Source organism: Lentzea sp. (assembly GCF_035525475.1).
In the GTDB taxonomy this organism is placed as follows: domain Bacteria; phylum Actinomycetota; class Actinomycetes; order Mycobacteriales; family Pseudonocardiaceae; genus Lentzea.
Map to the genome: position 1 here is coordinate 1 of NZ_DATLEC010000173.1, position 25,961 is coordinate 25,961.

General features: G+C 71.1%; 20 protein-coding genes. 12 read left to right on the top strand and 8 right to left on the bottom strand.

What is annotated here, in order from left to right; genetic code table 11:
- Positions 1-595: cellulose binding domain-containing protein (locus VM306_RS28290; RefSeq protein ID WP_325520515.1), on the top strand; the 595-nt coding region annotated here is incomplete at its 5' end.
- Here the strand turns inward: VM306_RS28290 and VM306_RS28295 are convergent.
- Genes VM306_RS28295 through VM306_RS28310 form a run of 4 tightly spaced genes read right to left on the bottom strand, consistent with a single transcriptional unit; the run spans position 503 to position 5,224 of the window.
- Positions 503-2,317 (bottom strand): amylo-alpha-1,6-glucosidase, encoded by a 1,815-nt coding sequence (locus VM306_RS28295; RefSeq protein ID WP_325520517.1) that lies wholly within the window; start codon positions 2,315-2,317, stop codon positions 503-505. The two genes, VM306_RS28290 and VM306_RS28295, sit on opposite strands and share 93 nt — an antisense overlap.
- Positions 2,318-2,328: 11 nt before the next feature.
- Complete coding sequence (locus tag VM306_RS28300) at positions 2,329-3,141, bottom strand: carbohydrate ABC transporter permease (protein WP_325520519.1); 813 nt, start codon at positions 3,139-3,141, stop codon at positions 2,329-2,331.
- Positions 3,138-4,007 (bottom strand): sugar ABC transporter permease, encoded by an 870-nt coding sequence (locus VM306_RS28305; protein WP_325520521.1) that lies wholly within the window; start codon positions 4,005-4,007, stop codon positions 3,138-3,140. Before VM306_RS28305 ends, VM306_RS28300 begins: the two co-directional genes overlap by 4 nt.
- Before the next feature lie 2 nt (positions 4,008-4,009).
- The gene (locus tag VM306_RS28310; protein ID WP_325520523.1) at positions 4,010-5,224 is read right to left on the bottom strand and encodes a sugar ABC transporter substrate-binding protein; all 1,215 of its coding nucleotides are present in this window, start codon (positions 5,222-5,224) and stop codon (positions 4,010-4,012) included.
- A gap of 158 nt (positions 5,225-5,382) precedes the next feature.
- Between VM306_RS28310 and VM306_RS28315 the strand changes: the two genes are divergently transcribed.
- The 4 genes from VM306_RS28315 to VM306_RS28330 all read left to right on the top strand — a co-directional run bounded on the left by VM306_RS28315 (position 5,383) and on the right by VM306_RS28330 (position 12,607).
- Positions 5,383-6,396: a LacI family DNA-binding transcriptional regulator gene (locus VM306_RS28315; RefSeq protein ID WP_325520525.1), complete on the top strand. Its 1,014-nt coding sequence runs from the start codon at positions 5,383-5,385 to the stop codon at positions 6,394-6,396.
- Between the two features lie 123 nt (positions 6,397-6,519).
- Positions 6,520-8,316 carry a ricin-type beta-trefoil lectin domain protein gene (locus VM306_RS41460; protein WP_325520527.1) on the top strand — a complete coding sequence of 599 codons (1,797 nt, stop codon included), beginning with the start codon at positions 6,520-6,522 and terminating at the stop codon, positions 8,314-8,316.
- Between the two features lie 51 nt (positions 8,317-8,367).
- Positions 8,368-9,855, top strand: a complete 1,488-nt coding sequence (locus VM306_RS41465) for an arabinofuranosidase catalytic domain-containing protein (protein WP_325520529.1) — start codon at positions 8,368-8,370, stop codon at positions 9,853-9,855.
- Positions 9,856-10,033: 178 nt separating this feature from the next.
- Positions 10,034-12,607 carry an ABC transporter substrate-binding protein gene (locus tag VM306_RS28330; RefSeq protein WP_325520531.1) on the top strand — a complete coding sequence of 858 codons (2,574 nt, stop codon included), beginning with the start codon at positions 10,034-10,036 and terminating at the stop codon, positions 12,605-12,607.
- 58 nt (positions 12,608-12,665) lie between these two features.
- Here VM306_RS28330 and VM306_RS28335 read toward each other — a convergent pair whose 3' ends face one another.
- Complete coding sequence (locus tag VM306_RS28335) at positions 12,666-12,803, bottom strand: hypothetical protein (RefSeq protein ID WP_325520533.1); 138 nt, start codon at positions 12,801-12,803, stop codon at positions 12,666-12,668.
- A gap of 592 nt (positions 12,804-13,395) precedes the next feature.
- Here VM306_RS28335 and VM306_RS28340 point away from each other — a divergent pair.
- Genes VM306_RS28340 through VM306_RS28350 form a run of 3 tightly spaced genes read left to right on the top strand, consistent with a single transcriptional unit; the run spans position 13,396 to position 16,277 of the window.
- On the top strand, positions 13,396-13,584 hold the full coding sequence (locus VM306_RS28340) for an aroma-sacti cluster domain-containing protein (protein ID WP_325520535.1): 189 nt from the start codon (positions 13,396-13,398) through the stop codon (positions 13,582-13,584).
- Between the two features lies 1 nt (position 13,585).
- The gene (locus VM306_RS28345) at positions 13,586-15,394 is read left to right on the top strand and encodes an AfsR/SARP family transcriptional regulator (protein ID WP_325520537.1); all 1,809 of its coding nucleotides are present in this window, start codon (positions 13,586-13,588) and stop codon (positions 15,392-15,394) included.
- A complete protein-coding gene (locus VM306_RS28350) occupies positions 15,384-16,277 on the top strand; it encodes a DUF6895 family protein (protein ID WP_325520539.1) in 894 nt (297 codons plus the stop codon). Before VM306_RS28345 ends, VM306_RS28350 begins: the two co-directional genes overlap by 11 nt.
- Here the strand turns inward: VM306_RS28350 and VM306_RS28355 are convergent.
- Both VM306_RS28355 and VM306_RS28360 read right to left on the bottom strand, forming a co-directional pair.
- The gene (locus tag VM306_RS28355; RefSeq protein ID WP_325520541.1) at positions 16,220-17,524 is read right to left on the bottom strand and encodes a TfuA-like protein; all 1,305 of its coding nucleotides are present in this window, start codon (positions 17,522-17,524) and stop codon (positions 16,220-16,222) included. The genes VM306_RS28350 and VM306_RS28355 overlap by 58 nt on opposite strands.
- Positions 17,521-18,633 (bottom strand): YcaO-like family protein, encoded by a 1,113-nt coding sequence (locus VM306_RS28360; protein ID WP_325520543.1) that lies wholly within the window; start codon positions 18,631-18,633, stop codon positions 17,521-17,523. The genes VM306_RS28355 and VM306_RS28360 overlap by 4 nt, the downstream gene beginning before the upstream one ends.
- Before the next feature lie 256 nt (positions 18,634-18,889).
- On the opposite strand from VM306_RS28360, the gene VM306_RS28365 reads away from it, so the two are divergent.
- From VM306_RS28365 to VM306_RS28380, 4 genes are read left to right on the top strand one after another with little or no spacing between them, the layout of a single operon-like run.
- The gene (locus VM306_RS28365) at positions 18,890-21,985 is read left to right on the top strand and encodes an ATP-binding protein (protein ID WP_325520545.1); all 3,096 of its coding nucleotides are present in this window, start codon (positions 18,890-18,892) and stop codon (positions 21,983-21,985) included.
- Complete coding sequence (locus VM306_RS28370) at positions 21,978-22,844, top strand: S8 family serine peptidase (protein ID WP_325520547.1); 867 nt, start codon at positions 21,978-21,980, stop codon at positions 22,842-22,844. Before VM306_RS28365 ends, VM306_RS28370 begins: the two co-directional genes overlap by 8 nt.
- Positions 22,844-23,500 carry a GAF domain-containing protein gene (locus VM306_RS28375; RefSeq protein WP_325520549.1) on the top strand — a complete coding sequence of 219 codons (657 nt, stop codon included), beginning with the start codon at positions 22,844-22,846 and terminating at the stop codon, positions 23,498-23,500. The genes VM306_RS28370 and VM306_RS28375 overlap by 1 nt, the downstream gene beginning before the upstream one ends.
- Positions 23,493-24,593 carry a hypothetical protein gene (locus tag VM306_RS28380; protein ID WP_325520551.1) on the top strand — a complete coding sequence of 367 codons (1,101 nt, stop codon included), beginning with the start codon at positions 23,493-23,495 and terminating at the stop codon, positions 24,591-24,593. Before VM306_RS28375 ends, VM306_RS28380 begins: the two co-directional genes overlap by 8 nt.
- Here the strand turns inward: VM306_RS28380 and VM306_RS28385 are convergent.
- Positions 24,588-25,961: an MFS transporter gene (locus VM306_RS28385; RefSeq protein ID WP_325520553.1), complete on the bottom strand. Its 1,374-nt coding sequence runs from the start codon at positions 25,959-25,961 to the stop codon at positions 24,588-24,590. The genes VM306_RS28380 and VM306_RS28385 overlap by 6 nt on opposite strands.

Sequence of the window (25,961 nt, forward strand, 5' to 3'; positions counted from 1 at the left end):
CACGTTCGTGCGCAACAACGGCTGCACCGCGCAGAACGCCCCCGAACCGGCGGCGGGAAGCCGCAGGCACATCATCACGAACTACAGCGGCTGCCGCGCGGGCTACCCCGTGGTCTGGGCGGCGTTCGACGGCGGGCACACTCCGGGACCGATCGACTCCGGCGGCGACGGGTGGCAGACCTGGACCTCCGGCGAGGTGTGGAAGTTCATCACCCAGTTCGGCGGCGGAGATCCCACTACGACGACCACCACGACCACGACCACACCTCCCGGTGACGCGGCCTGTCGCGTGGGCACCGCGGTCAACGCGTGGAACAACGGCCTGACGGCGAACATCACCATCACCAACACCGGCTCGGCACCGGTCAGCGGGTGGTCGCTGGTCTTCACGCTGCCCGGCGGGCAGACGATCACGGGTGGCTGGAGCGCCACCTACTCCCCCGCCTCGGGGCAGGTCACCGCGAGGAACGTCTCCTACAACGGCGATCTCGCGCCGGGCGCGTCAACCACCGTCGGGTTCCAGGCCACCCACACCGGCAACGCCGCGGCGCCGTCCTCGTTCAGCCTCAACGGCAGCACCTGCACCACCGCCTGACCACGTCGGAACCCCGTCCAGACCGGCGACCGGGGTGCCGGGCGGACCTTCCCGCCCGGCACCGCGCTCGGCGAGCAGGAGGTAGGCGGCGGCTGTCCAGGTGTAGGCGCGGTCGCGCAGCCCCTCCCCCGTCAGCGCGTCGAAGTTCTCGGCGAACCCGGACTTCTCGCACGTGGCCAGGAACCGCGCGCTCACCTGGTCGGCGAGCTCCACCGCGCCTCCACGGCGCAGGCCGTCCTCGACCAGCACCGTGGCGGGCGCCCACACCGGGCCGCGCCAGTAGCCGTCCGGTTCGTACCACGGCGAGCCCGGCAGCTCGGTGGCCAGTCCCACGGACGTGAGGTGCTGGGCGATGTCCGCGCGGAGGTGGTCGAACACGGCACGTGGCAGGTGCTCGCCCAGCACGACGGGCATCAGGTCGAGCAGGCTCTCACTGCGCCGTTTCGTACCGCTGACGACGCCCTGGCTGACGAAGTGGTCGCCCTGCCACAGCTCGTCGAGCAGTGCTTCCAGGAGTTCGTCGGCCTGCTCCGTCCACCGGGCCGGCTCGTCGCCGACCTCGGTGGCGAGCAGGGCGAGTTCCTTGCACTGCAGCACGAGGAAGGCGGTGAGGTCGGGTGAGCGGACCAGTCGTTCCTCCCGGAACACCGTCGAGTTGTCCCAGCCGCTGTCGTTGCCGTGCTCGTAGTGCGGCAAACGGCTGCCGGGCACGCGGCGGTGGTCGAGCCAGAACGACGTCCACGCGACCAGCTGGTGGTACGCGGTGGTGACGTCGGGCAGCCCGTCGGGGAGACGCCGGCGCAGCAGGGACAGCGCCCAGCCGTGGATCGGCGGCTTGACGAAGTTGCGCAGCACCTCGGAGTGCGTGACCGAGTCGGGCAGTGCGCCCTCCGCGTCCTGGTGGTCGAACACCACCTGGAACTGCTGCCAGGCGAGCTCCGGTGCTCCGCCGGCCAGCGCCAGGGCGGTGAAGCAGTGGTCCCAGCTCCACACCTTGTCCATCCAGTGCTTGGACATCAGCACGGCGGGCCGGTGCACGAAGCCGGCCGGCCGCACCGTGGCCGACCAGAGCACGTAGCAGGCGAGTTCGGCGGCCGGGGTGTGCCACGGTGCGACCGCGGCGGCGAACTGGCTGAACTCCGCGCGCACGGCCCCCACATCGTCGGCAAACGTCGTGCTCGGCAAGACGCGCGTGCGAGCCGTGCCCAGTTCTTCGACGATCAGCTCCCATGGCTCATCCGCATCCAGGACGAGCCCTCTCCGCGCTGTGTCCAGCGCCTGGTCGCCGACCTGGTTCCACTGTCCGGACAGGACGGTCAGACGCAGCCGGTGCCCGGTCTCGTAGGAGGTGAAGACGAGTCCGCCGGCCTGGTCGGCGAAGAAGTAGGTGCCGGTGAACGGGGTGAGCGTCCGCTCGGTGGCGCTGATCAGCAGGCCTGCTCCCGTGCCCGAGATCCGCAGCACGTCCGGTGCCGGGAACACCGCCGTGATCCGGCCCTGCGCCGTGGACCAGGTGAGCGTCGCGGGGTCGGCGGTCACCTCGGCGGGCACCGGGGTTTCCCGTAGTGCGGGAACGAGACGCAGCAGCGGGTGCATGCCGTTGCGGTGCGAGACCAGGTTCACTTCGTCGGCGTAGGTCGCGAGGCCCACCACCGGTGAGAGGCCGAACCAGGCTCCAGCCCGGCTGAAGGGGATGTCGCGCGGGGAGAACTCGGGTGCCACGGGCGTTCCTCTCAGTCCTTCACGGCGCCGGAGGTCACCCCGGCGGCGACGTAGCGCTGGGCCACCACGAGCAGGACGGCGGCCGGCACCGACGCGACGACGGCGGTGGCCATGATCGAGTTCCACTCCTGGTTGTTGTTGCCGATGTAGCGGTAGATGCCGAGGGTGAGCGGCTGCAGCGCGCCACCGGAGTCGAGCGTCGCGGCGAAGACGAAGTCCGACCACGCCCACAGGAACGAGAACAGTGCCGCGGTCACCAGACCGTTGCGGCTCAGGGGCAGCACGATCGAGACGAACGTCCGCCACGACCCCGCGCCGTCGATCCGGGCGGCCTGCAGCAACTCGTCCGGTATCGCTGTCGTGAACGAGGTGAGGACCAGCACCGCGAACGGCACGGCGATGGTCGAGTCGGCGAAGACGAGTCCCCACACCGTGTTCGTGATCCCCAGGCGCACGTAGATCCCGTAGAACCCGAGCGCCATGATGATCCCCGGGATCATCTGCGCGACCAGCAGCACGAACCCGAGCACGCGCCGCCCTGACGGCCACAGCTTCGCCAGCGCGTGGGCGGCGGGCGCGGCCAGGAGGAGCGTCAGCACGACGGTGCCCGACGAGACCAGCAGGCTGGTGCCGAAGTACGGCAACTGCTCGCTCAGCACCCGCCGGTAGCCCTCCACCGTGGGCGAGGACGGGAACAGGTCCGGCGGCGACTTGCGCATCTCCCCGGCGGGCGTGAGCGAGACGTTCACCATCCAGTAGACCGGGAACAGCATCACCGCGGTCAGCCCCGCACCGACCCACGTGCGCCAGGACCGGGCTCTCATGCGTGATCCTGCAGACGGGCGTAGCAGAGCCCCGCCACCAGTGACACCAGGATCAACGCGGACCCCACGGCGGCGCTGGGACCGAACCGGGGCAGCGCGTTGCCGAACCCGAGCTCGTAGGACCAGGTGGCCAGCGTCGTCGACGACCCGCTGGGCCCGCCCCTGGTCATGACCCAGATCAGGTCGAACACCTTGAGCGTGTAGACCAGCCCGAGCAGTACCGTGATCGCCGAGACCTGCCTCAGCAGGGGGAAGGTGATGTGCCGGAACGTCTGCCAGCCGCTCGCTCCGTCCAAAGAGGACGCCTCGTACAGGTGGGGCGGGATCGCGCGCAGGCCGCTGTAGAGGACCACGAGGTTGAACGGCACACCGATCCAGATGTTGGCGGCGGTGACCGACACCAACGACCACGACGGGGAGGTCAGCCAGTTGACCCGATCCACACCGAACACCGCCAGAACGGCGTTGACCAGACCGGATTCGCTGTTGAGCAGCCATGCCCAGGTCGACGCGGACACGATCAGCGGCAGCAGCCACGGCACGAGGAAGAGCGCGCGCAACGTCGCCGACAACGGGAAGTCGCGTGCGAAGAACACCGCGAGCGCCAGCCCGATCGCGTACTGGAACACGAGCGAGACGACGGTGAAGATCACCGTGTTCAGCACCGCCGTGCGGATCGTGGGATCGGCCAGCACCGCGGCGTAGTTGTCGAGACCGACGAACGGAGCGCCGCCCTGGACGAACGTGCGCACGGTGTTCCCGCGCAGACTCAGATCCACGTTCGTGTAGAGGGGGTACGCGTAGCAGACCAGCAGGTACGCGATGAGCGGAGCCGCGAACGCCCAGGCTGCGAGCCGTGTACGCACGGTCACTTCGCGGTGGCCGCGACGTTCTGGGCGTCTTTCAGCGCGGCTTCCGGTGTTTTCGCACCGGTGAGCGCGGCTTGCACGGCGCCCCACAGCGGCTGCGAGATCCGCGGGTAGCGGGTTCCGAGGTTGTCCCCGGTGCGTCCCCTGGCCGCGTTGACCGCGTCGACCCACACCTTCAGCTCAGGCAGGGCCGCCACCTGTTGTTGCTGCACGGACCGCACAGCGGAGACGTAGGTGAGCGCGGTGTCGGCGGCGAGCACCTTCTCCGGGCTGGTGAGGCAGGTCGCGATCTGCCCGGCCTTGGTCTCGGTGGCTTTGTCGTCCTGCGCAGGCACGGTGACGAACTCACCTCCTGTCGGCGCGGGTGCGGTGCCACCGGTGCGGCCGGGGATCGCGACCACGCCGTACTCGAATCCGGTCTTCTTGGCGTTCTGCAGCTGCCACGTGCCGTTCTCGGCGAAGGCGTACTCCCCGGTGGCGAACTCCTGCCAGCTGGTGGTCTGGGTGTTCCCGATCACCGAGTTCGGCGCGAAACCCTTGTCCAGCCACGACTTCCACACCGTCAGCGCGCTGACGGCCTGCGCGGAACCGAGATCGGCGAGCGTCGCGCCGGAGCCCCAGAACCAGGGCAGGAACTGGAAGGTGCCCTCCTCGGTGCCGATCGCCGAGAACGTGATGCCCTTCTTGCCCACCGCCTTCACCTTGGCCAGCGCCGTGTCCAGTGCCGCCCAGTCCGTGATCGCCGCCGGGTCGACGCCCGCGGCGGAAAGCACGGCCTTGTTGTAGTAAAGCGCCAGCGTGTTCGCACCGATGGGCACGCCGTAGGTCTGTCCGCCGAGGACCCCTGCCGACACGAGGTTGGGGGCGGCGGCGGAGGCGTCGAGACCGACGTCGGAGTTCGGCCGCAGCACACCGCCCTCGGCCAGCGTCGACACGACCGGGTTGTCCACGACCAGGACCTGGGGCGCCGTGCGCTGTTGCGCGGCGAGCAGCACCTTGCCGGTCAGGTCGGTGGTGTCGAACCCCTGCCGCTGGATCTTCACCCCGGCCTCGGAGCCACACCGGTCGACGGTCCTCGCCCAGTCGGAGCCGGCGGTGAACTGGGGATAGGGATCCCAGACCGAGAACGTGTCCGGTGCGCCGGCGCCGGGCGCCGAGGTGCAGGCGGTCGTGGCCAGGCCTGCCGCGAGGAGGGTGAGGACTGCGCGCCGCATGGGTGGTCCTTCCTGCAGGCTTCGTCGCCGACAATCATCGAACCGGTTCGACTATTGAGCAGCCGCGCCAACGTAGCGGCCCTGGATGGCCTTGTGCAAGGGCTGGTGACCTACAGTGTTCGACAGTCGAATCGGTTCCTTCGACGAGGAGAAGCGGCATGAACATCGGCGAGATCGCCAAGCGGGCCGGGGTGTCCCGCAGCACCGTCTCCTACGCGCTGAGCGGGAAGCGCCCGGTCTCCGCGGCGACGGTGCGGCGCATCAACGACGTGATCGCCGAGCTCGGTTTCCGGCCGAACGCGAGCGCCCGCGCGCTCGCCGAGGGGCGGACCAGGACGCTGGGCCTCGTGATCCCGCCCGCGAGCACCCGCCTGACCGACGTGCAGCTGAACTTCGTCGCCAGCGTCGTGGAGGCCGCCGCCGCCCACGACCACGACGTGCTCCTCTCCCCCAGCGGCGGCGACCACGACCGGTCGTTCGACCGGGTGGTGACCGGCCGCAGGGTGGACGGCGTGATCCTGATGGAGATCCTGCTGCACGACCCGCGGGTGGAGCGGCTCACCAGCACCGGGCTGCCGTTCGTCACCATCGGCCACGTCGAGGACCCGGCGGCCTCGTGGTGGGTCGACGTCGACTACAGCGGCCTGATCAGCCGGTGCGTGCGGCACCTCGCCGATCTCGGCCACCGCGAGATCGTGCTCCTCAACCGGTCCGACGAGCTGGTGGCGTCCGGGTACGGCCCCTCGGTGCGCGCGACGGCGGCGTTCCTGCGCACCGCGCAGGAGTGCGGTCTGACCGCGCACGACGTGTGCTGCGCCGACGACCCGGCCGCCGGCACCGCCTGTTTCGAGCAGATCCGGGAGCGCTGGCCGGAGGTGACGGCGGCGGTGACGATCAACGAGGCCGCGCTTCCCGGCGTGCAGCGCGCACTGCACCGCGCGCGGCTGGACGTGCCGCGCGACTTCTCGTTCACCGGAGTGATCGCGGACCGCCTGGCCGAGGACTTCCACCCGCCGCTGACCGCCGCCGACGTGCCTGCCGGGCAGATGGCCCGGCTCGCGGTCGACCTGCTCCTCGAGCAGATCAGCGATCCGGCAGCTACGCCGCGGCACGCGTTGCTGGCTCCCTCCATCACCCTGCGCTCCAGCACCGGCGCGCGCCGACACGGCTAGCCCAGACGAATCGGTTCGACCTGCCAGCCCCTTGCCGTCACTGGTTTTCTGCGCGTACGTTCATCTATCGATCGAACCGGTTCGAGTCTCCGTCGCCGCCCTGACACGTAACGGAGCCCATCCATGGTTCACCGACGAACCCGCACAGCCCTGGTGACGGCACTGGTGCTGGCGCTCGGCACGCCCGGAGCACCGGCCCAGGCCGCGAACGAACCCATCAGCGTCACCTTCTCGACCACCGGGGGCGCCCCCACCTACCGCGCCTCCGGCTGGATCTACGGCATGACGGAGAACGCCTCCGGGCCGGCGGACCACTTCTACCGCGACGTGAACTTCCGGTCCATGCGCGCGGGTGGGGCCCAGCTCGACAGTCCCGGCGGATGGGTGTCGGGCAGGTACGACCGCCGCTGGAACGCGACCAGGGCGCAGTTGCTGCGCACCCGCGCGTTGGGTGGCGAGTTCGTGCTCCTCCTCCACGACCTGTGGGGTGCGGACGGATATCCGATCTCGCGCTTCCCCGGCGACAACGGCAACTGGGCCGACTACGACGCCTTCCTCACGCGCGTGATCGACGACGTCCGGGCCACCGGCGCGCCGGTGCAGTGGGACCTGTGGAACGAACCGAACATCACGTTGTTCTGGAACCGCCCGCAGTCGCAGTACTTCGAGCTCTGGCGCCGCACCCACCAGCGCGTCCGGGCAGCGTTCCCCTCGCACCCGATCGTCGGCCCGAGCCTCGCGGGCGTGCCGTCGACCGGTGGCTGGTGGACCCAGTACCTGGACTTCGCACGGGCCAGCAACGTTGTACCGGACATCTTCAGCTGGCACGCGCTTCCCAGCGATCCGGTCGCCAACGTCGCCACGGCGAACGCGACCCTCGACGCACGCGGCATCCCGCACCCACGGCCGTACCAGATCAACGAGTACGGCGCCTCGAACGAGCAGAACCCCGGCGACGGCGCGTGGTACGTCGCACGACTGGAACGCGCCGGCGCCGACGGCCTGCGCGCCAACTGGGCGGGTGGCGGCAACCTGCACAACGACCTGGGCAACCTGCTGGTCCGCGACTCTGCCGGCCGGCACCAGCCCAAGGGCGAGTGGTGGGTCTACCGCTTCTACGCCGGGCAGACCGGCCAGATCGCCGCCTCCACGGCGAGCCAGTCCTACGACTCGTTCGCCACCAAGGCGAACGGTGTGGCGAAGGTCCTCGTCGGCGGGGGCAGCACGACCGGCAACGTCGCGGTCTCGTTGCAGCGCCTGGACACCACGACGGGGATCGTGCAGAACAACCAGGTGCGCGTGCTGGTGCAACGCATCCCGTACAACAACGGTGGTGCCGTACAAGGTCCGGTCACGGTGCAGAACTCCGTGGTGCAGGTATCCGACAACGCCATCACGGTCACCGTGCCGCACAACGACGTCAACGAGACGTCCACGATCACCTTGCTGCCACCCGGCAACGCCGGCTTCCAGTCCGTGGCCGCGGCGCAGCACTCCCAGCAGTGCCTCGACAACACGAACCTGAGCCCAGCGGACGAGAACCAGCAGCAGCAGTTCCCCTGCGAAGGCGGTGACCAGCAGCTCTGGAACTTCACGCCGGTGCAGGGCGTCGCCGACACCTACACCGTCGCCAACCAGCAGTCGGGCAAGTGCCTGCACGTGTCCTCCACCGCGGACGGCGCCGCTGTCGTGCAGCGGACCTGCTCACCGGGTTCGACCGGCCAGCAGTTCACGTTGCGCAAGGTCACCTACAGCGGCAACGACCCGCACGACTTCCAGCTGGTGGCCCGCAGCAGCGGCAAGTGCGTCGACGTGAACGGGGTCTCCACCGCCGCGGGCGCACCGGTCATCCAGTGGACGTGCAAGGCCGTGAACCAGAACAGCCAGCTCAACCAGACCTGGAGGCTCTGGGGCCGGTAGGCCCGAATCCCCAGATACACAAACCAGATCCACAACGCAGTGGAGCGGCTCATGACAACGACCCGACCCAGGCCGAGGCGCGTTCTGCCCGCGGCACTGAGCATCTTGCTGACCGGCGCCATCGCCGTCTCGCCGGCCACCACGACACCAGCGGCAGCGGCCACCACCGGTCCCTGCGACATCTACGCGTCCGGAGGGACGCCCTGCGTCGCCGCACACAGCACCGTACGAGCGCTTTACGGTTCCTACAACGGGAACCTCTACCAAGTCCGGCGTTCGTCGGACAACACGACCAGGAACATCGCCGTGCTGGCAGCAGGCGGCAAGGCCGATGCGCTCGCGCAGGACACGTTCTGCGCCGGCACGACCTGTGTCGTCACGATGGTCTACGACCAGTCAGGACGCGGCAACGACCTGTGGTACCAGGGTTCCAGCGTCGTGCCCGGCTCTCCGCAGAGCCGACCGGCGATCGCGACCTCCGAGTCGGTGACCGTCGGCGGGAGCAAGGCCTACTCGCTCTACATCAACCCGGGCAACAGCTACTGGCGCGACGGCCACCTGACCGGGGTTCCCACCGGCAGTGCGCCGGAGGGCATGTACATAGTCACCAGCGGCACGCACGTCAACGGAGGCTGCTGCTTCGACTACGGCAACAGCGAGACGACCCGCAAGGCCGACGCGGCCGGGGCCATGGACGCGATCAACTTCAGCACGCAGTGCTGGTTCGGCGGCTGTCAGGGAACCGGCCCGTGGGTGCAGGCCGACCTCGAGTGGGGACTCTTCCCCGGCGGCAGCCAGTCGTGGAACCCGAACCAGCGGGCGTTCCCGAACAGGTTCGTCACGGCGATGCTCAAGAACAACGGCACCACGCGGTTCGCGATCAAGGGAGGCAACGCGCAGAACGGCGCCACGACGACGTTGTGGGACGGCTCGCTGCCACCGGGCTACAGCCCGATGAGGAAGCAGGGCGCCATCATCCTCGGCAGCGGCGGTGACTGCTGCAAACCCGACGGCGGCGCGAACCTCAGCGCCGGCACGTTCTACGAGGGCGCCGTGGTGGCGGGCTACCCGTCGGACGCGACCGAAAACGCCGTGCAGGACAACATCATCGCAGCCGGCTACGGCTCCGGTGGCGGCAACGGCTCGACCGGTCCCGTCCGCGCGCTCGCCGCCGGCCGGTGCCTGGACGTCAGCGGGGCGAGCACGGCACCCGGTGCGGTGGTGCAGATCTGGGACTGCCACGCGGGGACCAACCAGACCTGGACGCGCACCACATCTGGTCAGCTCACCGTCTACAACGGAACCGAGACCCGCTGTGCGGCCGCGCAGAACAACCAGACGGCACCGGGTACCGCGGTGGTGACCGCGGCCTGTGACGGCGGAGCCGGTCAGCGCTGGACCGTCAACGCCAACGGCACCGTCACAGGTGCGCAGTCCGGCCTGTGCCTGGACGTCAACGGTGCCGCCGCCGCCAACGGCACGAAGGTCGTCTTGTGGACGTGCCATGGCGGCGCCAACCAGCAGTGGACGTTCGGCTGAGGCGTTCAGCCACGAGATCAGTTTTGGCCCGCACTGAAAGGATAGAGCTTTATGAGGAACTGAACACTTCTGGCTGAACCGGACGTCGATCTTGCTCGCGCCCGGTTCAGCACTGCCAACATCGATCATGGATGGCTGTGCGGCCACTTCCCCTTGATCGACGTTTCTGGAGACATGCGTGCCGGACGGATCTCAGACCGCTGCCCTTTCGCTGACCAACCGGGCCTTGCGGGTGCGGCACTCCGATCCCGCGCAGGCCAGGGAGTTGCTCGGTCGCGCGTTGACCGAAGACGTCGGGTACGAGCCCGCCTGGCGCTGGCTCGCCGAGCTGGTCACCGACGACGGCGAACGCCGGTACTGCCTGGACAAGGCGTATGCCCTCGTCCGGGAGCCGGACACGCGACGGGTCCGCGCCGCGCTGGGTGCCGGGCCGTGCACCCCGCCGGCCGAGGTGGCGCACCTGGCGAAGCCGGAGAGGCCGGACACCAGCGACGTGCGCAAACCAGCCGGTGGACGGCGCAGGTGGTCGCCCTGGGCCGGTGCCGCGGCGGTCGCGCTCGTGCTGTTCACGGGACTGGGCTTCCTGCTCGCGGCCGGCACGCGGTCCGGTGATCCGGTGCACGTGGCGCTGGTCGCGGGAATGACCGGCGACTCGGCGGCGACATCGGCACACATGGAACGCAGCCTGCGCATGCACATGGACACCGTCAACGACGCGGGCGGGATCAACGGACATCCTGTCGAGCTGCTCGTGTACGACGACGCGGACCAACCGGACAGGGCTCGCGCCATCGCCGAACAGATCGTGCGCGAGAACAAGGTCATGTACGTCATCGGCCACGGCGTCAGCGACACGGCTCTCGCGGCCGCGCCGATCTACCAGAAGGCCAAGATCCCCGCGATCACGCCGTCAGCGACCTCGTCGCGAATCACCGACAGCAGTGACTGGTACTTCCGCAGCATGTTCGGCAACCGCACGCAAAGCGACTTCCTCGCCGCGTACGGTGCGAAGATCCTCGGGTCCACCACGGCCGCGATCGTCTACGGCGACAACGAGTCCGGCCGCTCTGTGCACGAGACCTTCGCCGCGTCGTTCCGCACGTTCGGCACTGTCGCCGCCGAGCTACCCGTCTCCTACGAGCCCGAACGTTCCGCGGCCACCGCGGACGCCGCCGTCCAGCGCCTGCGGACCCTCGCTCCCGGGGTGCCGATCGTGCTGGCCCTGCGGGAGAAGCTCGGCGTGGAGATGATCACGAAGCTGCGCACCGCGGGTGTCACCGCCCCGATCCTGGGGACCGACTCCCTGTCCAGCCGGGCCTTCCACACCCTGCTCGTCGCCAGGGAGCAGGCGGAAGGCCTGCAGGGCAAGCTCACGCCCGGCCTCTACATGGGCACCCCGATGGCCCAGGACTCGCTGTCCGGGCCGGCGCTGGCCTGGGCGCACGAGTTCGAACGGCGTTACGGCGAACGCCCGCTGTGGCACGCCGCGACCGCGCGTCAGGCGCTCAACATCGGCGTGCACCTCATGCGCGGCAACGGATACGGTCTCGACCAGAACCACAAGGCACAGGACAGGCAACGGCTGCGCGACGACCTGGGAGGCCTGAAGGACCGGAAGAACGCCTTCCAGGCGTTGCTCGGCCCCTTGTACTTCACCGAGAACGGTTCGGCGCAGATGCCTGTGTCCATCGTGACCAGTGACGGCGCGAAGTTCGTCTCCGCTCCCGTCCAGCTCACGATCTACGAGCCGTTGTCCGAGGCCGCGCTGCGGGCCGACACCGCCGGCGGCAACATCATCGCCATCGGCGACCGGCTCCTCACCCGTCGCCAGGTCGTGGCCACCGGCATCAACCTCAACGAGATCCGCGACGTCGACACCCGCGACGGCAGCTACTACATGGACTTCTTCCTCTGGCTGAAGTACGTCGGCGACCACGCGGCGTCCGACGTGCAGTTCATGAACGCCGTGAAACCGGACCTCAAGCTCGGCGCACCGCTGCGGGACGTGACCGAGGACGGCGTCACCTACCGGCTGTACCGGGTGGCCGACCGGTTCAAGTCCGGCTTCGACTTCCGCGACTTCCCGTTCGACCACCAGCAGCTCTCCGCCGTGCTGCAGAACCGCACCCGGACCAGCGACCAGGTCGTGTACGCCACGGACAAGGAGATCCTCGACCAGAAACCGGAGGACTACCTGCTCAGCGGCGCCGACGCCAGCCGCGACATCAACCAGGCGCCCAACTGGCAGGCCGAGTCGGCACGTTTCTTCCAGCGCACCGTCGGCAGCAGCGACGCCCTCGGCGACCCCAAGGCGGTGGGCGCCACAGCGGGGATCTTCTACAGCCAGTACGCCGCCGAGGTCGTCATCACCCGCGACGTCCTGCCGTTCCTCTTCAAGAACCTGCTCCCGCTGGCACTGCTGATCTGCGTCACCTACCTGTCGCTGTTCTTCAAACCCAGCGAGAGCGCGGCGCCCGTGTCCATGGGCGTCACGGCGATCCTCAGCACCGCGGTCCTGCTCAACAACGTCACCTCCCAGCTGCCATCGGTCAGCTACACGGTCGCACTGGAATGGGGCTACTACGCCTTCATCCTGCTGGCCGTGTGCTGCGTGTTGATCGCGATGCTGCGCAAGGGGCTGGCGAACGTCAAACGCGACGACGCCGAACGCACACTCGCGAACGGCGCCCGCATCGGCTATCCCGTGTACATCCTCGGCATCGTGTTGATCTACGTGGTGTCGTTCGCCTGACCTGCCACCAGGCCGGGAGAGCGGCATCGCTCCCCCGGCCGCTCCCGTCACCGCACGGTCACCGAACCCGGGAGCGGCCGTCCTCGACGATGTTCGTCGCCTCGCTCTCGAACGCGACGTACCTGCCGTCGGAGCTGATCGACGGGAAGTCGCTGCAGGAGTCGCCCGGCCGGCCGTCCACACCGCCGGAAGCCACCCGTCACGGCTGGATCCGAGCCGTTCGGCCCCACGGAGTTCAGCCGGGAGACCGGCGAGCCGTTCCCGGCCCGATGCGGAATTCACATCAGGTGAATCGGCGACAGAAAAACCATTCCGGTGAACTCGACGTAAAAACGGACCGGCACGACCAGGGATTCTTCCTCAACCCCGCCGAATGGGTGATGAAACGAGGGAGCGCGGGGCAGGCGGGTGCGCGTGAGGCACTCGGGTGCCGCCCGCCATGCAGGGTGTTGACGCCGAGCCGGGCGTAGCGAGGGAAGATCGCTGTCACCGCTTCACCCGAGTCCCGCCATTCGGTCGATTGACTGTGCAGTTCGGTGGCGAGATTCTTGGTCTGGCCCTGAGCGGGGTTGCGATCGAACAGGAACATTGCGCGCTGATTCAGACACCCAGGAAAAGCGAATGAGCACATTTGCTTTTCCGATGTCATTCGTTGCGATTGCGCGGGTGTGTCCTGGGCGCGGGCCGGACCCAGCCGGTCCGAGGCTCGTCGAACGGTTCCCGCCGCGGGTCCGGACATTGACGGGTGTCCATTCCGGACATCTCCGGGCACTGCGAGGGAGCCCATCATGACGTTCGACGCGCTTGCCGCACTACGCGAAGCGGGGAATCCGGTCGACCTGCTCGCTGCGGAGCAGCGGGACGTGTTCGCCCAGCTCACCGAGGACGAGGTGGCGGTGCTGAACTCCGTCAAGAGACGTCTGGACGCCCTGTCGGATCCCGATGTCGAAGGCCACACGAGCGTAAAAATCGCCTAGGATGACCGGCTCACCACCGACGGCGAGCAGGCCGGAGTTGCGTTTCGGGATCCTCGGTCCCATGCGGGTCGAGGCGCACGGCGGCTCCCTGGACGCCGGGCCGCGCAAGCAGCAGATCGTGCTCGCCGCTCTGCTGTGCCACGCGAACTCGCTGGTGTCGGTCGACGCGCTGGCCGAAGCCCTGTGGCTCGGCTCGCCGCCGAGGACGGCACGCAAGAACATCCAGGTGTACCTGTCCACGTTGCGCGGGGTGATCGGCACGGGGCCCGGTCCCCGGATCCGCCACCAGACCGGCGGGTACGTGCTGCACGTCGAACCGGCCGAGCTCGACTCGCTCTGCTTCGAGCAGTTGGTGCGGGACGCGGGGAGGCTGCGGCGTGTGGAGTCGCCGGCGGCCGTGGCCGAGGCGCTGGCCGGCGCTCTCTCGCTGTGGCGCGGCAAGGCGCTCGACGGGATGCGGGACGTGCCTCTGCTCGCCTCCGCCGCGAAGCGGCTCGACCGGCAGTTCCTCGCCGCGATCGAGGACTGGGCCGAAGCCGAGATCGAGATGGACTGCGGTGCGAGCATGGTGGAACGCCTCGCCGAGGTCGCGCAGCAGCACCCGCTCCGCGAGCGGCTGCGCATCCTGCAGATGACCGCGCTGTGCCAGGCGGGCCGGCAGCCAGAGGCGCTGGCGGTCTACGACGAGATGCGGCGCGCGCTCGCGCACGAGCTCGGGCTGTCGCCGAGCTCGGCACTCGAGTCGTTCTACCAGTCGGTGCTGCGCGGGCACGTGCCCGCCATCCGCACGGCCAGCCGGCCGCCGCGCCGGCTGCCGTGGGACCCGCCGAACTTCACCGGGCGAACGGAGACCACCCGGCAGCTGACCGACGCGGTCGCCCGCGGCAAGCACCGGCTCGTCGTCGTGACGGGACCGTTGGGCACCGGCAAGACGGCCCTCGCGGTGCATGCCGCGCACCAGCTCGGTGACCGGTTCCCGGACGGGCGGTTCTTCGTCCGCCTGCACGACGCCGACGGAAGACCCCGTCCGGTCGAGCAGGTCGTCGCCGAGTTCCTGCCGCCCACCCTGCTGCAGGCGGCCTGGAGAGGGCGGCCGGACGACCAGCTGCTCACCGGGCGGAGATGGCTCGAGAGGCACCGCGCCCTGGTCGTCCTCGACGACGCCCGCCGCGAGTCCGAGATCCGGCCGCTGCTGCCGGAGACCGGGGACAGCGCGGTGATCGTCACGGCACGCTCCAGGCTGGCGAGCCTGGACGCCTTCCGGCTGACGATCCCGCCGTTGTCGGTGCACGCCGCGCTGGAGTTCCTCCAGGAGACGATCGGTGCGCGCCGGGTGGCCGCCGACCCGCACTCGGCCGAACGCATCGTCCTGGCGACCGGGCTGCTGCCGCTGGGCCTGAGCCTGGTGGCCGAGCGGCTGGCGCTGCTGAACCACGTGCCGCTGCGCGAGTACGCGGCACGGCTGACCGGCACGCCCTCCCTGCTCGACGAGCTGAACGCGGGCGAGACGACGATCCGGCTGCGGCTGGCGGAGGCGATCAGCGAACTGCCGCGGCCCGCCCGCCAGTGGGTGGCCCGGCTGGGCATGCTGTCCGGCGCGGTGTTCACGCTGAGCGAGGCGGCCGCCGTCCTCGACGCGGACGAGCGCACGGCGGTGCGCGTCCTCGAGAGCCTGCTCGAAGCGAGCCTGATCACCGTGCCGGGCACGGAGACGTTCGCCCACGCGGTCCGCTACGAGATGCCGCCGCTCACCTACGCCTACGCGCGGGAGATGGCGGCGGCACAAGCAGGAGGCTCCGGTGTCCGGTGACCTGGCGCGGTTGCGCGCGGGCACCTGTGGCTGGGTGCGGCGCAACGCCTGTTTCCTCGACTCGCCGCCGGGACGGGCCGAGCTGCCGGTGGTGCCACGGGCGAAGGCGTTCCTGCAGCTGGCGGGGCTGGCCCGCTGCTGGGACCGGGTCCGGTCCGGCGACCCGGACCTGGCCGAGGTCGGTGCCCTGGTCCGGCGGGTGTGGCCGCGGGACGAGCTGCCGGACGCGCTGGCCGCCAACCCGCGCTACGCGAGTCAGTTCAGCCTGATGTACTGCGCGTTGGCGCCGACGGCGGTCGAACGGAGCCGGGCAGTGCTCGCGCGGCTGACGGCCGACGGCTACCTGTCCGCGGTCGCCGCATCGCCGTACCTGCGCCTCGAAGTCGCGTACTACGCGGACATGGCCGGGGTGGCGCACGGGAACGGCTCCTACCGTGAGCTGTACGCGGCGAGCCTGCTCGCCGCACGGACCGAAGCGCTGCCCATCACCGACGCCGACGCGTGCACCGTCGCGCACACGATCTTCTACCTCAGCGACTACGGCCTGCGGGCCCCGGATCTGGACCGCTCCGACCTCGATCGGGCGCGGCACATCGTCGTGGACCTGACCTCGCACTGCATCGAGCGCGGGGAATGGGACAACGTCGCCAAGTTCGTGCTGTCGCAGTTCTGCCTCGGGCTGGATCCGGCCCGCACCCCGTCGGGAACGGCGGGCATCCGCGTGCTCGCCGGGGTCCTGGCCGAGTCCGGGGCGATCCCCGCCAAGGCGATCGGGCTGATGCCCGCCCCGGCGGCGACACCGACCGAGCGCTTCCGCAAGGCGTATCAGGTGACGCTCATGACCGCGATCATGGCGCTGATGGTCTCCTCGGCCCGCATGTAACCGGCGAACGGCGCGGCGATCCCGCGCAGCGTGGGCAGGTCGGGAATCCCCCGGTCCCACGCCTGCGGCTCCAGGTCGCCGGGTTCACAACCCCAGACGGCGGCGACCACACCGTCGATCTCCCCGGTGCCGGGCCGGCCACGGTCGTGGCGGCGGGCGGCGAGGACGACAGCCCGGCCGGCGGCCAGCGACCGTTCGGTCCGCAACGGCGGCGGCAGGTCCCACCTGCTCGGGGCCCAGCGGCGCGCGGCGCCGAAGGCACGCACGAGGAACGTGGCGAACACCTCGTCCGACGGCCCGGCCAGGTCGCGTTCGGTGAGCCAGCCGCCGGGCTCCGGGACCTGCAGCCCCCTGGCCCTGGCGACGGCGACGGCGCGTTCGGTCGTCCCGGGGTGGTCCGGTGCCATCCCGGCGATCCAGGACAGGACGTGCCGGCGGTGGTGGTCGCGGAACCCGGGGTGGAACAACCGGATCGCGGCACCGGCGTCGGCGTCGGAAACCCACTCCCCCTCCGCCGTCCCGCCGTGGTAGCGGTGCTCCCACATGTCGAAGATCCACGTGTGCACGTTGCGGGCCGAATCGTCACCCGGTCCCGCGGGACGCAGACCGGGGTCGCCCGTGGCAGCCGCTGTCAGCAGCAGCCTGGCGTCGGCGGCCTTCAGGTCCACGTCGTGCGCCGACCGCCAGGCCCGGAACCGTTCCGCCGCGTCCGCGGGCATCCGCGTCTCCACCGCCCGGAAGCTGCGGGACCGGAACGGCCACGCGAGGGCCTCGGCGAGCGCCAGGTCCGCCTCGGCCGGGCTGAGCACCCCCGCGGCGGCCGCGTCGCGCAGCGCGACCCGGATGCCGACCGCCGGGTCGCTGTACGCGCGGTGACCGTCCTCGGCGGTGCCGTGCACGATGGCCACCTCGTCGTCCCCGTCGATCTCCCCGTCGCGGTACAACCGGAACACCTCTCCGTACCCGCGCATGCCGAACCGCCACAGCTCCGCGGCGCGCAGCGCGCCCATGCTGGAACTACCGGCCACGACCACCCCGCGGTTCAGCAGGTACAGGATCTCCCGGTGCCGCACCGACGCGGTCTGCAGGAACAACCCGTCGATGATCAGCACCGTGTCCCCGGCGCGCGCGTCGAGCCGCAGCAGGTCACCGTGCCGCACCGGCGGCAGGATCCGCGCGTGCGGCAGGAGCGCCTCGACCTGTGCGCGGGGCAGCGTCGGCCCGACGAACACCGTGCACGCGGTCACGACGAAGCCCGCCCGAGGTCTCGCAGACCGGGGGTGAACACCTTGACCGCGGGGATCCCGATGTCCTCGTGGGTCAGCCGGACCGCGAACGGCTCGAAGCCGGTGGCCGCCGCCACCAGGGACGCGCAGTGCCGGATCACCGACCGCAGGTCGCCGTCGTCGACCCAGCCGTCGTGGTCCCGGACATCGGCCAGTGCGGCGGGCACGACCGGCTCGGCCATCTCCCGGTAGGCCACGCCGTCGATGTCGTCCCGTGCTCCGGAGATGGCCGCCAGCCGGGTCAGCACGGCCTCGCCCAGCGCACGGCCCAGCGCGGTCTCCGGATTCAGGTGGCAGGCGAACCCGGCGCAGCGCATCGGCACGTCGCACGACCAGATGGTGGCGGTGTAGCACGGCAGCCCGGTGGGCCCGGTGACGTCCCGGACGACCACGGTGCACCCCGCCGCCCGCAGAGCGGCGTAGATCTGGCTGGTGACCGGATCGCCGCAGGTACCGGGATCCACGTACCGCCCGGGCCGGGTGCGGCGCCCGACCAGGCTCGCCCGTTCGACGAGCTCGAGCAGACCGTGCAGCACCGCTTCGGCCTCCGTGTTCCCGGTGGCCAGGCCCTCGCTGGTGGCGCGGAAGAGCACGGTGGCCCAGTCCCGCGGTTCGGTGCCGTCGAGCCGGACGCTGTCGACGGGCGCCAGGACCTCCCGGCCGGTGAGCAGGCCGTACCCGCTCGCCCAGTCCAGCACGACCCGGGACGTCAACGGCGACCGCGAGGCCAGGATCAACCCCCGCACGTCGTAGCCGAGATCCAGCGCCGCCGCCGGAGCGCGGGCCACGACGGGCAGGCGGAGGTTCTCGGCGTGCCAGGCCTCGATGCTCTCCATCACCGCGCTGACCCGTGAATGCGCCACGGTCACGCCGAAACCCATGCTGACCGCGTAGGTGAGGCCAGACGGACGGTAGGCCACGTGGACCGGCAGCCCGATCTCGTCCAGCCTGGTGATGTCGGCGACCCTGGTGATGCCGAAGCGTCCCAGCGCGGGCTCCACCCGCTGCCAGGTCTCGGCCGGGTCGACGGCCCGGTACGCGCCGGTCCGATAGGCGATGGCCTCCGGCATGGACGGTCCTCCCGAAGGTCGCTGACGGCTCCGGTCATCAGCGTGATCTCCGGCCGAACGCCTGTCGACGGCCACCGGCGGTGGCTTTACCGGTATCGAACCGGTGGTTGTGCGTTTCAGAACCCGGGAAAGCGATGTTTCTCGCACGCCCCTTTTCCCGCGCACAGCCGGAAGCGCCACCACCGCGGAGGTCACTGTGAGCGTGGACCACGTCGGCCGGCACCCCGGCACCCCTCCGGTCTGAAGGCGGCGCGCGATGACGTGCTCCGCATGCGGCGGCCGCACCTCGGAGTCCGCTCGCTTCTGCGCGAGCTGCGGCGCCGCTCTGGGGGTTCCCACCACGCCCCAGGAGGCCCGCAAGAAGGTGTCCGTCCTGTTCATGGACGTCGTGGGGTCCACCCAGCTCGCGGAGCGGCTGGACCCGGAACCGCTGCGCGAGATCATGGACGGGTACTTCGCCGCCTGCGCGGTCAGCGTCGCCGACCACGGCGGAGCGGTGGAGAAGTTCATCGGCGACGCGGTCATGGCCGCGTTCGGCGCCACCGTCGCCCACGAGGACGACGCGGTCCGTGCCGTTCGCGCCGCCGCGGCGGCGCTCGCCGCGCTGCGCGATCTCAGCGCCGGGTTCGCCGCCCGCTACCACGTCACGCTGGAGGCCCGCTGCGGCGTCTGCACCGGTGACGTGGTCGTCATCATCAGGCCGGGCGGCGACTTCCGGCTCGTCGGGGACGCGGGCAACACCGCGAGCAGGCTCCAGAACGCCGCGCCGCCGGGCGGCATCCTCCTCGACAGCGGGACCGCCGCGATGGTCCGCTCCCAGGTCGGCGTCGAACCCGTGGCGCCGCTGCGGCTCAAGGGCAAGGCGCAGCCCGTTTCCGCCTACCTGGTCATCGATCCCGTGTCCGTCGGCGACGGGACCGGGCCGACGCCGTTCGTCGGCCGCGGCGACGAGCTGCTGGAGCTGCGGCAGAGCTTCCGCCGGGTGGTCCGCGACCGGCAGATGCGGCTGGTCACCGTGCTCGGTGTGCCGGGGATCGGCAAGTCACGGCTGGTCAGTGAGTTCGTCGGTGCCCTGCCCGACGACCAGGCGCTGGTGTTGTCCGGGCGCTGCGCCGCCTACGGCAGGGGCATCACCTACAAGCCGCTGGCGGAGATGCTCGCCGCGTTCCCCGGCGGCTGGCCCGTTCTGGCGGACCTGCTGGGCGCCGGCGGCCTGGCGGCGCGCACGCTGGCGACGGTGATGGGCACCGGGACGACCGGCGGCGAGACGGTCGGCACCGCGGACATCGCCTGGGCGGTCCGGTCCCTGCTCGAGGAGCTGGGCCGGGACCGCCCGGTGGTCCTGGTCTGGGAGGACCTGCACTGGTCGGAGGAGACGCTGCTCGACCTGATCGACGACGTCGTGACCAGGCTGACCGACGTCCCGGTCCTGATGCTGTGCGTGACCCGCGGCGAGCTGCTCGAGACCAGGCCCACCTGGGGCGGCGGGAAGCCGTCGGCGATGACGCTCGAGCTGGGGCCGATGACGCTCGAGGAGAGTTCGGTGCTGGTCAGCCAGCTGGCCACACGGGAGGACGTGTACGCGCACGAGTACACCGGCACGTACGAACGCGTCGCGGCGCAGTGCGACGGGAACCCGCTGTTCGCCGAACTGATCATGGACGTGGTCACCCAGACCGGTCCGGGCACCCGGACCCCGCCCACGATCCACGCGCTGCTCGGCGCCCGGCTGGACCAGCTGCCAGGCCAGGAACGCACGATGGTGGAGCTGGCGGCGATCATCGGCCGGGACTTCACCGGCGACGTGCTGCGCACCATGGCCGCGGCGGACGGGACCAGCGGGTCCGCGGCCACCGAGCTGATCGCCACGCTGGTCCGGCGCCGCGTCCTGGTCCGCGGCTCCGCCGGGACGATCAGGTTCGCCCAGACCCTGTTGCGCGAGACCGCGTACGAGTTCACCCCGAAGACCCGCCGGCAGCGGTGGCACGACTTCGCCGCCCGGTTGTACGACGAGCGCGGGGACGCGCTGGCCGTGGCCTACCACGTGGAGGCGGCCTGGCGGCTGCGCAGGGAACTGCGGCCCGGCGACCCGGACCTGCCCCCGCTGGCGTCCGCGGCGGCCGACACGCTGGCAGCCGAGGGGAACAGGGCGCTCAACCGCAGGGACCTGCCGGCCGCGGTGCAGATGCTCGAACGCGCCAGGGAGCTCCTCGCCGAGGACGACGCCCGGCACACGGCACTCGCGCTGCACATCAGCGACGCGGCGCTGTGGCTGTGGGACGTGGAGAAGTGCCTGGCCGCACTGGCCGTCGCGGAGGCCGCGCTGCCGGGCGACCGGGCCACCACGGCGCTCTGCGCGATCCAGCGCGGCATCGTCTCGCTCCGGCTCGGGCTCTCGCCGCCCGGCCAGGTGGCGGTGGAGGCGGCGGCGATCCAGGCGGAGCTGGAGCGCGAACCCGGCGACGACCTGAGCCTGTGCCGGCTCCACTACCTCCAGGCCTGCCTGCACCTCGTCGGGCAACGGACCGCCGCGGCGGACACCGCGTTGCGGCTCGCGCTGGCCCGTGCCCGCGCCATGGGAGACGGCTACGAGGAGGACCGGCTGCTGTGCGCCATCTGCGAGGTCGCGCAGTGGTCGCCGAGCCCGGTCGGCGCCGGGCTGGCGCTGTGCGAGACCCTCGCGGCCCGGTTCGCCGCCAACCGGGCGCTGCTGGTGCCGGTGCTCGTGACGTGGGCGAACCTGCTCGCGCTGGCAGGCGACCTGGAGGGCGCGCGGCGCAAGCTCGCGACGCTCGTCGAGCACGTCGACGAGATCGACGTAGACCTGGCGGCCGTCGCCGCTCTGGGGGTCACCGGCGGGCTGGAGGCGTTGTCCGGCCGGCACGATCGCGCCGAGGCCTGCTACCGCCGCGCGCTGGACGTCCTCCGTGCCGGCGAGCACGCCCCCGACACCCAGAACATCGAGGTGCAGGTCGCCAGGGAGATCTTCGATCAGGGCCGGCCCGGCGACGCCGCACAGGTCCTCGACCGGGTGACGGCCGGCGGTGATCCCAGCAGCCCGCGGGCTCTGATCGCCGCGACCGCGCTGCGTGGCCGGCTCGCGTCGGTCATGGGACTGCACGAGGCGGCGATCGGCGCCGCGACCGCCGCCCGGTCGTTGAGCGACGGCACCGACGACCTGTGCCTGGCCGGGGAGACGACGTTCGACCTGGCGGTGGTGCTCCGCGCGGCCGGCCGGGCCGCGGACGCGACGGCCGCGGGATCGGCCGCCCTGCGCGCCTTCGAGACCAAGGGTGCCGAGGTCCTCGCCGGACGGGTCCGCGCGTGGCTGTCGGAGGTGCCTGGTGACTGAGCTGCCGCCCTGGCGACGTCCGCCGCGCGACCACTTCCCCGGTGTGCCCGCCTGGGGGATGCCGTCGACGATGGCACCGCGGGAGCGTCTGGCCGTCAGCCAGATCGGCCCGGTCACCCGCGACTGGGCGTGGGGCGGCGCCGACGGGAGCGGGATCCGGGTCTGCGTGCTCGACAGCGGTGTGGATGCCACGCACCCGCTGGTGGGCGGCGTCGACCAGGCCATGGACGTGGTCCGGGGCGACGATGACGACATGGTCGTGGTCCCCGTGGACCCCGTCGACGAGGCGGGCCACGGCACGGCGTGCGCGAGCGTGATCAGGCTGATCGCCCCGCGGGTCTCGCTCACCTCGGTGCGCGTCCTCGGCAACGGCAAGCACGGCACGGGCTCCGCGCTGCTGGCCGGGCTCGGCTGGGCCGTCGACGAGGGCTTCGACGTCATCAACATGAGCCTGTCGACCGCCAAGGAGCAGTTCCGCGGCGCCCTGTCGGAGCTCACCGACCGCGCCTACTTCCGGCGATGCGTGATCGTCGCCTCGGCCCACAACATGCCCGTGCGGAGCTATCCCTGGCCGTTCGCGTCGGTGATCTCGGTGGCCAGCCACGACGGCCCCGATCCGATGACCTACTACTACAACCCCGCTCCGCCGGTGGAGTTCTACGCCCGCGGTGTCCGGGTGCGCGTGGCGTGGCCCGGTGGCCGGGAGATCCTCAGCACCGGCAACAGCCTGGCCACCCCGCACATGGCCGCGATCTGCGCGTTGATCCTCAGCAAGCACCCCACGCTCACGCCGTTCCAGCTCAGGTCGGTGCTCTACCTGGCCGCCGAGAACGTGGCCGAACCGCAGGGAGGCTCATGATGCCACTGGTCAACTCGTCCGGCCTGACTCAGCGCCGGCTGCTCCAGTCGATCGTGGAGATGGCCCGCGGCGTCTACGGTGCGGCCGCCGCCTCGGTGTTCCTGCTCAACCAGGAGACCGGGGACCTGGTCTTCGAGGCCGTGGCGGGCGAAGGCGAGGGGTGGCTGCCGGGGACGACCTTCCCCGCCGGCACCGGCATCGCGGGCTGGACCGTGATGTGCGGCCAGTCCCTGCTCATCGACGACGTGGCCACCAACCCGCAGTTCGCTCGCGACGCGGCCGAGTCCACCGGCTACCTGCCGCAGAGCATCATGGCGGCACCGCTGTTCCGCAACGACGGTGAGTGCATCGGCGTGCTCGAAATTCTGGACCGGGACAGCAGGCCGCGGCGTGACCAGGACGACCTCGAGTCGCTCGGGCTGCTCGCCACCGGGACCGCGGAGGTCCTGGCGCTGCTGGTCCGGCTCCGGTCGCTGGAGAGCACGCACGACGACCGCGACGGAGCCGACGCCGGGGGCATGCCGGTGCTGCAGCGGGTCGCCGACCGCCTCCCGGCGGCCTCCGAGCAGGTGAGGGCCACGGTGACCAGGCTCCTGCTGATGGCGGACGACCTGCTGGCCGACGACGCGGCGGGCCAGGGCAGACCCGATGCCTGATGCCGGCGCGCCCCCGCCCGGCGAGTTCCGCTTCCCCGGCCAGGTGGTCGACGTGAGACCCCGCAAGGCGCGGGCCACCGGCGGGGCAGCCGGTTCGCGGCGCCGGCCGCGGCCGGCCGTGCTGCTGCTCAGCCGTGCCTGCGACGAGGAGCTCGGCGACGTGCAGGCCCTGCTCGCCACGGCGGGGATCCCGGTGGTCCGGGTCAACGCCGACGAACTCGCCGACGCCCGCCTGGTGATCGACGCCGCGGCCGGGACCGTGCGGACGGACAGCGGGTGGTCGGCCCCGACGGTGAGCTGGACCAGGCACTTCTCCTGCCAGGCGATCGAGGGGACCGGTGATCCGGGCGACGACCTGTTCCTGCGCGAGTCCTGGCACGCGGCGGCAGCCGCGCTGGCCGCGCTCGGGGCCGCGGACGTCGCTCCCCCGCCGGGTGGCCTGCTCGCGCAGCTGCGGATCGCGCGGCTGCACCGGGTCCGCGTGCCGCGCACGATCGTGACCACCGACCTGGCCGGGGCACGCGACGCCTTCCAGTGCCGGCGGCTGGTGGTCAAGGCCGTCCACCGCCACTTCACCGAGGCCACGCCCGGCTGCCTGACCGGCCGCTTCCCCGCGGTCGTCGAGCGGCGGGAACTGCTGGGCGGATCACGCGCTGGACCGCCCGTGATCGTGCAGGAACACGTCGAGCACGACGCCGAGCTGCGGATCTACTACCTCGACGGGCGGATCCACGGATTCGAGATCACCAAGGAGTCGCCCGCCGACCCCTGGCTCGCGCCCGGCCGGGTCGGCGTCCGGATGGTCACGCCGTCCTCCGCGGTCGCCGCCGCCACCAGGCTGCTCGCCACCGCGATGTCGCTGCGCTACGGCGCGTTCGACTTCCTCGTCCGCGGCGGCACGCCGATATTCCTCGAGGTGAACCCCGACGGTGACTGGCGCTGGGCGGAGCGCGGTGCCGGGACGGGCGTGGTGACGCTCGGCGTCGCCGCGATGCTCGCCGACCTGCACCGGGAGGCCGCCCCCGCCGACCGCGCCCCGCCCTTCGACCTGCTCACCTTCCTCTCGGGTCACCGGGGCCGGCACCAGTCATGACCTGCCGTCCACCGGGCCGGGAACGGGACGGCCGGGTTGGTCCTCCGCGCCGGGCGGCGGAGCGACGACGGCTCGCCGCAGCGCGACCCGCGCGTACAGCCCCGAGACGACGATGAGCCCTCCGGACACCAGGAAGATCAGGTCGACCGGCCCGAGCCGCAGGCCGGCCACCGAGACGCTGAAGTCCCGCAGGACCGAGCTGAGCAGCCAGCCCGCCACCAGGGTGGCCAGCATGCCGGCGAGCCTGGTGACCGGGGTGAACACGGCCGTCGTCCTGCCCACGTACTCCCGCGGAGCGGCACCGAGCAGCAGCGGCGCCACGGCCGTGTTCACCATGGTCATCGGGATGGCGAGCAGGAACAGCACGACCAGCCCGGCGGTGAAGTCGGTCTGGCGGGAGTAGACGGCCAGACCGACGCCGAGCAGGACGATGCCGACCCAGGTGACGTTGCGGGCACCGAACCAGCGCACCATCCGGCCGGTGCCCAGCGCCCCGATGACCCCACCGATACCGAGGGCCATGCCCATGTAGCCGTACAGGCGGGTCGACGCGTTCAGGTTGTCGGCGACGAAGAACACGTTCAGCGTGTCCAGCGGGGCTATCCCGTACTGGCCGATCACCGCGATGGACAGCAGGGTCACCAGGGTCTTGTTGCCGCGGAAGAAGCGCAGGCCCGCCGCGAACTCGGTGACCATGCCGCCGTGTTCCCGCCGCGGCAGGCCGGAGGTGGCTTCCGGCGACCTGGACGGCACCGAGCGGATCGCGACGAAGGAGACCGCGTACGACAGCGCGTTGAACATCAGCGCCCACTGCACACCGACGGTGAACAGCAGCGGCGCGGCGAGCGGCGGCCCGATGATCGTCACCGTCTGGGCCGTCGCCTGGGCGATCCCCGCCGCCCGCGCCCGGTCGACGTCCCCGCTCACGACGTCCCGGATCAACGTGAACCTGGCCGGCTGGAAGAACTGGCCCGCGACGTTCAGCCCGAAGACGATCAGGTAGATCAGGACGAGCCAGACCGCGATCGGCAGGTCGGGCACCGGGACGAACACCACGACGGTCAGCAGTCCCGCCAGGACGCCGCGGACGACCTCGGTGCCCAGCGCGGTGCGGCGGGCGTCCCACCGGTCGACCAGCACACCGGCGAGCGGGCCGACCACCAGCACCGCCACGCCCATCGAGACGAGGACACCGCTGACCGCGGCCGGCGCCCACGGCTCCTCCCTGACCAGCACGGTGCCCACCCACAGCACGAGCGTGGTGGTGAAGACCAGGTCCCCCAACGAGGACACGGCCTGCCCGGTCCAGAGGCGGGCGTACTCCGGGCTGATCAACGCCCAGTCGGTCAGCCGCCGCAGCGAGGACAT

What these genes read in the sequence shown, in the direction of transcription:
- VM306_RS28340 (WP_325520535.1), top strand. Translation starts at nt 13,396, where the DNA reads ATGACGTTCGACGCGCTTGCCGCACTACGCGAAGCGGGGAATCCGGTC.
- VM306_RS28300 (WP_325520519.1), bottom strand. Translation starts at nt 3,141, where the DNA reads ATGAGAGCCCGGTCCTGGCGCACGTGGGTCGGTGCGGGGCTGACCGCG.
- VM306_RS41460 (WP_325520527.1), top strand. Translation starts at nt 6,520, where the DNA reads ATGGTTCACCGACGAACCCGCACAGCCCTGGTGACGGCACTGGTGCTG.
- VM306_RS28365 (WP_325520545.1), top strand. Translation starts at nt 18,890, where the DNA reads ATGACGTGCTCCGCATGCGGCGGCCGCACCTCGGAGTCCGCTCGCTTC.
- VM306_RS28345 (WP_325520537.1), top strand. Translation starts at nt 13,586, where the DNA reads ATGACCGGCTCACCACCGACGGCGAGCAGGCCGGAGTTGCGTTTCGGG.
- VM306_RS28360 (WP_325520543.1), bottom strand. Translation starts at nt 18,633, where the DNA reads ATGCCGGAGGCCATCGCCTATCGGACCGGCGCGTACCGGGCCGTCGAC.
- VM306_RS28380 (WP_325520551.1), top strand. Translation starts at nt 23,493, where the DNA reads ATGCCTGATGCCGGCGCGCCCCCGCCCGGCGAGTTCCGCTTCCCCGGC.
- VM306_RS28315 (WP_325520525.1), top strand. Translation starts at nt 5,383, where the DNA reads ATGAACATCGGCGAGATCGCCAAGCGGGCCGGGGTGTCCCGCAGCACC.
- VM306_RS28375 (WP_325520549.1), top strand. Translation starts at nt 22,844, where the DNA reads ATGCCACTGGTCAACTCGTCCGGCCTGACTCAGCGCCGGCTGCTCCAG.
- VM306_RS41465 (WP_325520529.1), top strand. Translation starts at nt 8,368, where the DNA reads ATGACAACGACCCGACCCAGGCCGAGGCGCGTTCTGCCCGCGGCACTG.
- VM306_RS28385 (WP_325520553.1), bottom strand. Translation starts at nt 25,961, where the DNA reads ATGTCCTCGCTGCGGCGGCTGACCGACTGGGCGTTGATCAGCCCGGAG.
- VM306_RS28310 (WP_325520523.1), bottom strand. Translation starts at nt 5,224, where the DNA reads ATGCGGCGCGCAGTCCTCACCCTCCTCGCGGCAGGCCTGGCCACGACC.